The organism is Desulforhopalus vacuolatus (assembly GCF_016918505.1).
In the GTDB taxonomy this organism is placed as follows: Bacteria; Desulfobacterota; Desulfobulbia; order Desulfobulbales; family Desulfocapsaceae; genus Desulforhopalus; species Desulforhopalus vacuolatus.
The window spans coordinates 49972-61473 of record NZ_JAFFPZ010000013.1 but is presented as its reverse complement, the minus strand read 5'-3'; the positions used below and the strand labels follow the sequence as shown (position 1 = coordinate 61473).

The 11502-nt window shown below is 50.0% G+C and carries 8 protein-coding genes; 5 read left to right on the top strand and 3 right to left on the bottom strand.

Going from position 1 to position 11502, the window contains the following annotated elements; translation table 11 throughout:
• Positions 1-84: 84 nt before the first annotated feature.
• Together JWG39_RS09760 and JWG39_RS09755 are read right to left on the bottom strand one after the other, a co-directional pair.
• Positions 85-1680, bottom strand: coding sequence for a DUF445 family protein (locus JWG39_RS09760; RefSeq protein WP_205219206.1), 1596 nt, complete (start codon positions 1678-1680; stop codon positions 85-87).
• A 3-nt stretch (positions 1681-1683) separates the two neighbouring features.
• Positions 1684-2328: an HAD-IA family hydrolase gene (locus tag JWG39_RS09755; protein ID WP_205219205.1), complete on the bottom strand. Its 645-nt coding sequence runs from the start codon at positions 2326-2328 to the stop codon at positions 1684-1686.
• Positions 2329-2651: 323 nt separating this feature from the next.
• Here JWG39_RS09755 and JWG39_RS09750 point away from each other — a divergent pair, with 323 nt between their 5' ends.
• The 5 genes from JWG39_RS09750 to JWG39_RS09730 all read left to right on the top strand — a co-directional run bounded on the left by JWG39_RS09750 (position 2652) and on the right by JWG39_RS09730 (position 8180).
• Complete coding sequence (locus tag JWG39_RS09750; RefSeq protein WP_205219204.1) at positions 2652-3296, top strand: succinate dehydrogenase cytochrome b subunit; 645 nt, start codon at positions 2652-2654, stop codon at positions 3294-3296.
• A 93-nt stretch (positions 3297-3389) separates the two neighbouring features.
• Positions 3390-5318: a fumarate reductase/succinate dehydrogenase flavoprotein subunit gene (locus JWG39_RS09745; RefSeq protein ID WP_205219203.1), complete on the top strand. Its 1929-nt coding sequence runs from the start codon at positions 3390-3392 to the stop codon at positions 5316-5318.
• A gap of 21 nt (positions 5319-5339) precedes the next feature.
• The gene (locus JWG39_RS09740; RefSeq protein WP_205219202.1) at positions 5340-6101 is read left to right on the top strand and encodes a succinate dehydrogenase/fumarate reductase iron-sulfur subunit; all 762 of its coding nucleotides are present in this window, start codon (positions 5340-5342) and stop codon (positions 6099-6101) included.
• 675 nt (positions 6102-6776) lie between these two features.
• A complete protein-coding gene (locus JWG39_RS09735) occupies positions 6777-7883 on the top strand; it encodes an NAD(P)/FAD-dependent oxidoreductase (protein ID WP_205219201.1) in 1107 nt (368 codons plus the stop codon).
• A 39-nt stretch (positions 7884-7922) separates the two neighbouring features.
• Complete coding sequence (locus JWG39_RS09730) at positions 7923-8180, top strand: hypothetical protein (RefSeq protein WP_205219200.1); 258 nt, start codon at positions 7923-7925, stop codon at positions 8178-8180.
• Positions 8181-8814: 634 nt separating this feature from the next.
• Here JWG39_RS09730 and pepN read toward each other — a convergent pair.
• On the bottom strand, positions 8815-11430 hold the full coding sequence (gene pepN, locus JWG39_RS09725; protein WP_205219199.1) for an aminopeptidase N: 2616 nt from the start codon (positions 11428-11430) through the stop codon (positions 8815-8817).
• Positions 11431-11502: the final 72 nt, after the last annotated feature.

The window sequence follows — 11502 nt, the reverse complement described above, 5'->3', positions numbered from 1 at the left end:
TTTTGTTCAGATTCAAGGCACACATAATAGAGACTCAACGAATAAATCTCAAGGAAACCTTGAAGAAGAAACCCATAATTGTCTTCAAGAAAGAAGAAAAACGAGATTAAGACAACCAAGGAAAAAACCGAGCAGCGCACCAAAGAGATTTATATATTTGAACTGCTCTTCCATAATGGAGAGCAGCAGTCTTTCGAGCCGCAGCAGGTCAAGAGAATTGATCTTACTGGTGATAATACGCCGAATACCGAGGGTTTGCACCAGCCCTGGAATTTCCGCCGCAAGTACCTTCGTAATCACTCCCTGCGCTGCCCCGGCCACTGAACTTACCACCATCGGCGGTAGAAACCGGGCAAGGCGGCCAAGGGGCTTTTCACGTACCGCTGCAAGCAGCGAATCCACTATACTGTCCAGCGCAGTGCGCATTTCCGCAGAGGCAAAGAATTTTGTCACCTGCCCCACGACCTGTTTTTCTCCATGATCAGAGGCACCCTCACCGAAAAGTCTGTCCATCAGTTCAGAGAGGGGCAGAGTTCCCCCGGCCAGCTGCTCTTCGGTATATTCGCGCAGCAGAAAAACAAGCCGTTCGGCAGTTTTCTCACGCTGCAGGGCCGAGACCACACCCTGGCTCAGAGACTCGCACAACAGCTCAACCACATTTTCATTCTCGTCTCCCAGCAGAGAAACCAGCGGAGTATTCAGCAGCTCCACCGCCCTCGCCCTGGCGATTTTCTCTACGTTGCCAGAGACCTTCTGAGAACCAAGCCAGGCAGCAATATCTCCCTCTTTCGACAGCAGGAATTTACGAATCTGATGTTCAACGAGATCAAGCTTAACAAAATTACGCACTGCGTCGGATGCACTGCCGAGAGAATCGATAAATTTTTCGACACCGCCCATGATGCCCGCAACAATCTGATCCTGCACACCCTGATCCCGCAGCAACACGGCTGAGCGTCCCGGCATTCCGGCGGCCATCTCCTCAATGGCATCAAGGAAAAAGTTCTGAACCTCCTGTGGCATCAACTCCGCGCAACTCTGTCCGGAACGCAGCATCTCATACGCCCTGCCCCGTATTAATTCCCTGACCAGCCCGCTGACCTCTTCCCCGGCAAAGATATCTGCCAGCCCCTGCCGCGCAGAATCCTGCAGGCGGTCGCACAGTTCTGCAGTCAAGAGGGTACAGCTTTCAGCAGCGACAGCCTCGCGATAACGCACCCGCACTGCCTCACGGATATGCTCCTGCACCTTTTCAGAGAGGACATAGTCGGCGAGCAGCCCTTTCAACTTGCCGCTCAGCCCCATCAAGCCGAGAGTAACAAACATCTGCAGCTGAGCCGGCAGTATCTGCGGCAATGGACCGAGGTCACGTTCCAGGAAGGCACTCAGACGCTCTTCAAGCAGTCCCCGCAGAGCGCCACGAAACTCACTGGTCCCCAGCGCCTGCCCCAGTTCCTCACTCGTGAGCAGATGTTCGCCCACCACCTCACCCATGTTATCAGCAAGCTCACTCCGTTTTGAGGGGATCACTCCTGGCGTCATCGGAACACGTACGCCGAGCACCCGCCATGCCTTCAGCGGTCGGAAAAGCATGCGAATGGCCACCCGGTTGGTAAGATAGCCGATGAAAGCGCCGAGAACAGGAGGAGCGAGCCAGTGTAGTATTGTAGGAAAGTCCATAAATCAGATCTGCTCCAGAAGTTGGGAGGGCTGTTGAATTATCACCGAGGCACCGCTGTCACGCAGTTCCTTCTCTTCGCGAAATCCCCATTTCACACCAATGGTTTTCATCCCGGCACGGACTCCGGTGAGAATATCCATGGCGGTGTCGCCGACAAAGACAGAGTTTTCCGCATCACACTTTAATTCTTCAAGAATTCTTATCGCCATGGCTGGATCAGGCTTGCGGGGTCCCCCGGGCTGCTGACCATAGACAAGGCGAAACGGTTTCTCGGGGAAATAGTGATCGACAAACATACAGGTGAAATCGTGGGGTTTATTGGAAAGCACCGCAAGTTGCAGCCCCCGCCTCGAAAGACCCTGCAGCGCCTCATGAATTCCAGCATAAGGCACTGCATTTTTCTGCCAGTTTTTCGCATAAAGAGTCTGAAAAAGGACCAGGCCCTGTTCCACTTTTCCCTCTTCACCCTCCGGCAGAATCTGTTCGATCATCCTGCGCAGACCATTGCCAACGAAATAGCGATAATCATCCACAGGGTGTGGTAAAAAACCAAAATCCGCGAGGATAGCATTGCACGTTTCGGCAAGGTCAACAAGAGTATCAACGAGGGTTCCATCCAGATCAAAAATAACTGCCTGATTTTTCACTGCTTTTTCTCCACGATTAGAGTTAAGGTTCAGCTTCAATGCACAAGCACAATAATGCATATAAAATACATTAAAAGATTAAAAAAAAATGATTTTCCCCTTTTTTTTTTCTGTATATAAGATAGAATCACCCCACTGAAGGACGGTTCATTTTTAAACAACGTGCCTAACCCGTTTTTCGACAGACCACTTCCCCCGAAGTTTCACACTTCTGAAAGTGTGCCTGTTCAAGCTGGGCACCCTCAACTCGTGAAAGCCTTCTCTTCCCGGCAGCCCCATGAAGCCAAGAGCTTTCATGCAATTTTTTACACAAAGGAGCGATTATGTGGTTCGTCAGATTCTTAACCTCTTCGATTGGCAAGAAAATGGTGATGGCTGTCACTGGGCTATGTCTCATTCTCTTTCTGTGTGTTCATGCCGCAGGGAACGTGACTATCTTTGTTGGCAGTGAAGTCTTCCAGGGGTATGCGGAAAACCTGCACAGTCACCCGGTCATTGTTTTCATCTTCCGTCTCGGGCTCTTTGCACTCTTTTTAATCCACATTGGAGTCGGTCTGCTTCTCTGGCAGGAAGGACGCAAAGAAGGGAAAAATCGTTACGTAGTCAACACCTGGGTGACCAAAAACCCGTATGCCATGTCTACCATGCCATATACCGGGCTGTTCATCCTTTGTTTCGTCCTCATTCACGTTTTCGGTTTTGCTGTAGCTCCAACTCATGACCAGATGATCTCCAACGTTATAGACGTGGCCTTGAGCAATTTCTTTTATGTTTTGCTTTATCTTGCCGGTTTTGCCGCGCTCTTTATCCACCTGAGCCACGGATTCTGGTCTATGCTGCAAACGGTTGGTGTCAACCATCCGCGTTATAACACAGTGATCGCCTGGGCAACATGGGTCGTACCTGGAGGTTTTCTCTGCTTTTTCAGCCTCATCGCGCTCTATCTGTTAACAACAAGTACTTATTGATATGAAATCTTACGGGTTCCTCACCGTTGCCGTTGCAGCACAGAGGAAAGTGACTCCGTTTATTTTTAGTAATTCATCCAGGGAATATAGATTATGGAACTGAAATCGAATGTGCCTGAAGGACCACTTGAAAAGAAATGGGATAATTACCGGTTTTCAAGCAAACTGGTAAATCCCGCCAACCGCAGAAAATTTTCCATTATTATTGTCGGGACCGGTCTTGCCGGTGGTGCTGCTGCGGCGACCCTTGCCGAGCAGGGCTATCAGGTCAAGTCATTCTGCATCCAGGATACCCCGCGCCGTGCTCACTCTATCGCTGCTCAGGGTGGAATTAACGCTGCCAAGAATTATCAGAACGACGGTGACTCCATATTCCGTCTCTTCTATGATACCATCAAAGGTGGTGACTTTCGTTCCCGTGAGGCCAATGTCTATCGCCTCGCACAGGTCAGTAATGAAATTATCGACCAGTGTGTTGCTCAGGGCGTTCCCTTTGCCCGTGAATACGGCGGAACCCTTGCCAACCGTTCCTTCGGTGGTGCTCAGGTAAGCCGGACGTTTTATGCCCGCGGTCAAACCGGACAACAGCTTCTCCTCGGTGCCTACTCCGCTCTCTCCCGGCAGATAAAAGCTGGCAGGGTTACAATGTACACCCGCCGCGAGATGATGGACGTCGTCGTTGTGGACGGTCGTGCAAGAGGGATCACCGTTCGTAATATTATTACCGGTGAAATTGAAAGCCATGCAGCAGATCTGGTCATCCTTGGTACTGGCGGATACGGGAATGTGTACTTCCTTTCCACGAACGCCATGGCCTCGAATGTCACCGCAGCTTTTCGTGCATACAAAAGAGGGGCCGGTTTCGCCAACCCCTGTTATGTACAAATCCATCCAACCTGTATCCCGGTACATGGAGACTTTCAGTCCAAACTGACTCTCATGTCCGAGTCTCTGCGGAACGACGGTCGTGTCTGGGTTCCGAAGAAAAAGGGTGAGACCCGTAAAGCCGCCGATATTCCCGAAAATGAACGCGATTACTATCTTGAGAACAAATACCCGAGTTTTGGTAACCTTGTTCCCCGTGACGTTGCCTCCCGGAACGCCAAGGAGCAATGCGACTTAGGAAAGGGTGTCGGCGCCACCGGCCTCGCTGTTTATCTCGACTTTGCTGAATCTATTCAACGCGATGGCGCGGATGTCATCTTTCGTAAATACGGGAACCTCTTCCAGATGTATCAGAAGATCGTTAATGTTGACCCGATGAAAGAGCCGATGATGATCTATCCCGCTGTCCATTACGCTATGGGTGGTATCTGGGTTGATTATAATTTGATGACCACCATCCCGGGTCTTTTCGCCATTGGGGAATGTAACTTCTCAGATCATGGTGCCAACCGCCTCGGTGCTTCCGCGCTGATGCAGGGTCTGGCTGATGGTTACTTCGTCATCGCAGCCTGTGTTGCCAACTATCTCGGAACCAACAAGTTTGACAAAGTTGATGAAACCAATGAAGCTTTCCTCTCCTCCCGTCGCGAGGTTGAAGACCGTCTTGAGAAATTGTTGAAAAACAGCACTGGTAGTTCCGCCGGAAAATGTACTGTTGACGAAATCCACAAAGAGCTGGGAAAATTGATGTGGGATTACTGTGGTATGGCACGAAACAAAGAGGGCTTGGAACACGCACTCAAAGAACTGCCCGGTATCCGTCAAAAATTCTGGGATAAAGTCTATATTCCTGGTTCTACGAAAGAGGTTAACCAGTCTCTGGAACGTGCCGGCCGCGTTGCTGACTTCATCGATTTCGCCGAAATTGTGGTTCGTGACGCCCTCGCCCGTGGCGAATCCTGCGGTTGCCATCTTCGTGAAGAAAGTCAGACCGATGAGAACGAAGCACTACGTGATGATGCAAACTACTCCCATGTCGCTGTATGGGAATACACAGGAGAAGGCTCTGAGCCCAAATTGAATATAGAGCCTCTCACCTTCGAAAATGTTACCCCGTCTCAGCGGAGCTATAAGTAAACCTACAAGGGAGAATATACAATGAGTGAAATAAATCTGACTTTGAAAATCTGGAGACAGCCGAACGCTGAGGCTGAGGGGAAGGTGGAAACCTACTCCGTCGAAAATATTTCCACTGACAGTTCTTTTCTGGAAATGCTCGATGTACTCAACGAAAAGCTGACCCATGAAGGGATCGATCCGGTCGCCTTCGATCACGACTGCCGTGAGGGTATATGCGGTATGTGTGGGGCAATGGTAAACGGTGTGGCCCATGGTCCGGAAAAAGAAACAACTCTTTGCCAGCTCCACATGCGCCATTTCAACAATGGTGACACTATTGTTATTGAACCGTTTCGTTCCAGAGCTTTCCCCATCTACAAAGATCTGATGATTGACCGCTCTGCCCTTGACCGTATTATCCAGGCTGGCGGGTATACAAACGTCAACACCGGTGGTACCCCGGACGCCAACTCCGTGCGCATCTCCTCCCAACAGGTGGAACTGGCCATGGACGCGGCAGCATGTATCGGTTGCGGGGCCTGTGTGGCTTCCTGCCCGAATGGCGCCGCCATGCTTTTCACCTCAGCCAAGATCAGCCAGCTTGCCCTGTTGCCCCAGGGACAGGTAGAGCGCAAGGAACGTGCTCAGGCCATGGTCCAATGCATGGATGATGAAGGTTTCGGTCACTGCACGAACACCAAAGAGTGTGAAGCTGTTTGTCCGAAAGGTATCTCCATCAGTAATATCGCCCGCCTGAACCGTGAATTCCTCAAAGGAATTTTCACTGGTCGTGACGACTGAGACCTCTGATACAGGAATGGGTCTGAACGCAGACGCTTCATATTTTCCTGTAATTTAGCGGTCGCAATTTTAGAAGTAAAAATGTAGAAATAAACCTGTTTTTCCCTTTTTTGGGAAAAGCAGGTTTTTTTATTTAACTGAATGCTGCGGAACCACAACACATCTAATACCATTCCGATTAAGTTGTGACCGCATAAATGCCATTTTCACTTTCTATGGGCGGATTCAAAGGCAGGAGGACGGGAAACAGGAGAAAGGAGACGGGAGACAGGAGGCAGGGAAAAGCAAAAGACGGAACAGCGAAAAACTTTTTGCCAAAGGAAAGCTCTAAACATGCGAATAAAGGCAAAAAACTTTAAAAAATATTTTAAAATTAAACAGAGAATTGCTGTTGTTCTATCTTTACTCTTTGCGTTCTTCGCGGTGAAATTCTTTGTCTTTTTAGAGCTTCTTTAAGAAGTTATACCATTTCTATTAAGTTGTGCCCCGTTTTGTATCCTGTTTATCCATTCGTGGTTACAAACTGCAGAAGGGATCACGAATGGACACGGATAAACACGAATTATTACTCATTCGTCATCGCCAAAAAAGATGTCTATGCAGTTGCGTTCTCTGGTCAATACAAAATGTAAATGGTATAACACCTCCCCATCAAACATGTCTGAAGAAATCAATTTGAAAAACGAAAATAACATAATTCCCAAAGCTGAAACCGGGACAAATCCGATCATTTTCCAAAACTACGACGTGGTCATCATCGGTGCCGGCCCTGCAGGACTTGCCTGTGCACGAGTCTGTGCCGAAGCGGGGGCCACTGTGGCGGTCTTTGAGCGCCGGAAGCAGATTGGAGAAAAGGTCTGTGCCGGTGGCATCACCATGCACGGGATTCTTGATCGGTTTAAGGATATTGTCCAGCGCACCTTTCCTGCCCAGACCATTGTTACCCGTCATCAGCGGGCCGAGATCCATGCGAAAGAGGCAATCATCGCTACCCTCAATCGAGTAGAACTCGGCGAAAGGATGGCGCTGGAGGCATGCAGGGCCGGGGCGAACATCTTCGTGGGAGCCCAGGTGCAAGAGATCAATGCCGGTTCTGTTACGGTCTGCGTAAAAAACAAACTCGGAGAAGAAAAGGAGCGGCAGGTGCACTACACCTGCCTCGTCGGTGCTGACGGTTCAAACTCAAGGGTTCGCCGTTTTCTCGGTCTCCCCGTCGAGCTCAAGGGCTTTGGCATCAACTGTCAGCTGCCGATCACCCGGGAAAAGATGGAATGGCATCTCAACCCCTCCCTCTTCGCCAGCGGTTATGCGTGGATCTTTCCTCATCGCGAAACCACTTCAATCGGTGTTTACGGTGACAGCGAAATGATCTCCGCCCGTGAACTATGCAAGAACTTCCAGACCTGGACGCAAGCCGAAGGTTTCGACCTTGAGGGCCAGCAACTCCGCGCGGAGAACATAAATTTTGATTATCGCGGAGTCGAATTCAAAAAGGACTCCCGTATTTACCTCGTCGGAGATGCTGCCGGTCTTGCTTCAGGACTCACCGGCGAAGGGATTTATTCGGCAGTCATCTCCGGTGAATATGTCGGCAATCGTATTATAAACCCCTCCTGGGAAAATGAGATCTTCACCCGTCTCGAAGCGCGTCACGCCCGCCACCTGAAAGCAGTACGCTACGCCCGCACTTACCCGAAGCGTCTGTCCCTGCTCAGCGAGGGAACCTGCCTGCTGCTGCGCCTCGGCCTGCTGCCGATCAACAAGGCAGAGATGGGCGGCTGAAAGTTACATTTACCACTCTCTGTCATTGAAAAAAATATTATGAAAAAGAATACAGTAGTCCTGCTTAATATCCTCTTTGTCACTCTTGCCGGAGTCATTCTCATCTTTCTCTTCAATGCGCCGGAGGTGACCACTCCCCATGTTCCAAAGGATAAAAACCATCAAATTTTTTCCGGCATGCATAAAAAAGAGGCAGAGAAACAGTGTGAACAGTGTCATGCCCAGGGCAGGAAATATCCGCTGTCAGAAAACCATCCGCCGAAATACCGCTGCCTGCTGTGTCATATCCGCAAGTAGCAGTGAACCTGGTCAAGAAACAAAAGGCGGGAAGACAATTTTTTACCGCGAAGAACGCGAAGGAAAGCAAAAGCGGGAGACGGGAGACGGGAGACAGGATAAAGCAAAAAACGGAAAGACAAAGACCGGAATTCTTGTTTATCCGTGTCCATTCGTGGTTCCTTCTGCAATTTGTAACCACGAATGGACACGAATTTTCACTAATAACAATTACATTTTTTACTGATCAGAGAATGCGACTGCGTGGAAATATTTTTTGGCGATTACGAATGGATAAACAGGCTGTAAAACGAGCATAACTTAATAGGAATGGTCTAATTCATGCGAAAAAGGGCATTTTTTACAAAAGCGTAACTTCTTAAAGAAGCTCTAAAAAGACAAAGAATTTCACCGCGAAGAGTGCAAAGAGTAAAGAGAGAACAACAGCAATTCTCTGTTTAATTTTAAAATCTTTTTTTAAAGTTTTTTGCCTTTATTCGCATGATTAGAGCTTTCCTTTGGCAAAAAGTTTTTCGCTGTTCCGTTTTTTGCTTTCCTTGTCTCCCGTTTCCTGCCTCCCTTTTCCCATCCCCCTGCCGTTGAATCCGCCAATACAAAATGTAAAGGTATCATCACATCCCCTGAACCTGTCCGCTCAGCTGGCAAGGCTCTTGCTCACAACCTCATAGACATCACGGGAGAGTTTTTTCGCGCTGGCGATCCGTTCAAGTTCCGCCTTCATCAGTGCGGTACGCCCCGGTTCATATCTGCGCCAGTTGATCAGTGGAGAACAGAGGCGGGCGGCAATCTGCGGATTGATACCGTTGAGTTCCAAAATTCGGTCAGCAAGGAAGCTGTAGCCTCCTCCGTCCGGGGCATGGAAACGCACATGGTTGGCAGAGGCAAAACTGCCAATCAGCGAACGCACTTTGTTGGGATTCGTAAGGAGGAAGGCTGGATTATCCATCAGTTCACGCACCCGATCGAGGGTATCCTCCAGCAGAGAGGTCGCCTGCAAAACAAACCATTTGTCCATCACCAGTGGATTCTGATTCCACTTCTCATAAAAGGCACCAAAAGCATTTTCCCGAACCTCACCAGCTACATTGGTCAGACAGGCCAGTGCAGCGACAGTATCGGTCATATTGCCGGCTTCTTCAAATTGACGGTGGCACAGATCAAGGATCTCTTCCGGCAGTGGATCAAGTGCCATCAGATACCGCAAAGCGACATTTTTCAGGCTGCGACGCCCCACTTCCTGCGGAGTGACGAGATAATTGTCATCGCCCCGACTGACTTCGAAGATGCGCTGCAAGGTTGCCTGATTCTCCCGTGCGATATGCCGCTGCACCAGCTGCCGAGCCTTATGGAGAGCATCAGGATCAATGGAATCCATCTCCTGAGCGAGAGTTGTCTCAGCAGGGAGTTGCAGAGAAAGCGAAAGAAGGGAACAGTCATCCGGCGTACAGGTGAGACTGTTGCGTACTGCACGCATATAGACAGGATCTATCGATACCGTCCTGCCTCCCCCGCGAAGCTGTTCGGCAACCTCAAGAATTACCTCCGAGGCCAGCCGTGTCATACTGTCCCAGCGGTTGAAGAGATTACCATCAGCAGATGCCAGCCGGGCCAGTTGTTCACGACTCTGAAAACGTTTGACCCGAACCGGTGCAGAGAAATTACGGAGCAGGGAGAGTACCGGCTCCTCGTCAGAGTGACACTTGAGGATAAACTCCTGACAATCTTCACGCAGCTCCAACACTACTTCATGAACGCCGCCCTCCAGCTCAAGCTCACCATTACGCCCGACCAGACCAGCCGTGATCGGTATATGGAAAGGTTGTTTCTGCAGTTGCCCGGGGGTAGCCGGACACTCCTGCTCAATAATAAGATGATACCCGCCCTGCTCAGGGCGCCACTCGGTCAGCACCGTCAGCACCGGCGTTCCGGATTGCTTGTACCAGAGGAAAAACTGATCAAGGTTAACCCCGGAGGCATCGGCCATGGCGGCAACAAAATCCTCACAGGTCACGGCCTGCCCATCGTGACGTTCAATATAGAGATCCATCCCGCAGCGGAAATTCTCCGCTCCGATCAGGGTGTGGATCATACGGATGACCTCGGCCCCCTTGTTGTAGACGGTAGAGGTATAGAAATTGTTGATCTCAAGGTAGTTATCCGGTCGCACCGGGTGTGCCAGAGGGCCGGAGTCCTCCTTAAATTGAAAGTTCTTCAGCAGACGAACGTCATCAATACGCTGCACCGGCCGGGAGTTCATATCCGAAGAGAACTCCTGATCACGGAAAACGGTAAGCCCTTCCTTGAGACTGAGCTGGAACCAGTCACGCAAAGTCACCCGGTCGCCGGTCCAGTTGTGAAAATATTCGTGGCCGATCACCCCTTCCACACCGAGATAATCCTGGTCGGTAGCAGAATCGGGCGAAGTCAGCACATATTTGGAATTGAAGACATTAAGTCCCTTGTTTTCCATGGCCCCCATATTGAAATCGTCCACCGCGACAATCATGAAGATATCAAGGTCATACTCAAGGCCGAAGACATCTTCATCCCATTTCATTGCCCGTTTCAACGAAGCCATGGCATGGTCACATTTATCCCGATTACGTTCTTCAACGTAAATTTTCAAGGCAACTTCCCGTCCGGAGCAGGTGGTGAAGCTGTCTTCAAGGGGGACAAGGTTGCCGGCCACAAGGGCAAAAAGATAGCAGGGTTTGGGAAAGGGATCCTGCCAGACGGCGAAATGGCGCCCTTCTTCCACATCTCCGCTGTCAATAAGATTGCCATTGGAAAGCAGTACCGGGTAGAGTTTTCTCTCCGCCTCAATACGAGTGGTAAAACAGGTAAGGACATCGGGGCGATCCGGGAACCAGGTGATCTTGCGGAATCCCTCGGCCTCGCACTGGGAGCAGTAGTTGCCACTGGACTTATAGAGTCCCTCAAGTGCTCGATTTTCCGCTGGTTTAATCAAAGTTCGAATAACAAGGGTAAACTCGTCAGGCACGTTTGGCAAGATGAGAAGCCCATCTTCAATACGGAAGTCGTGCCACTGCTTACCGTTCAGCTCAATCCCCTGCAGCTCCAGTTCTTCACCGACAAGCTGGAGATCGAGAGATTCGCCGGTACGCCGGAAGGTACTTCTGGCAGAGACGAGGGTATATTCTTCGTAGAGTTGAAACTCAAGCTCAATGGTATCGAGCGCGAAGGGAAAAGGCTTGTAATCGGAGAGACGGATGGTGTCGTGCTCACTCATAAATCACCTGTTTTAATTGACACATAAGTTCTTTTGGCTATAGTAAAAACTCTTTTGATTTATAGCAACGTA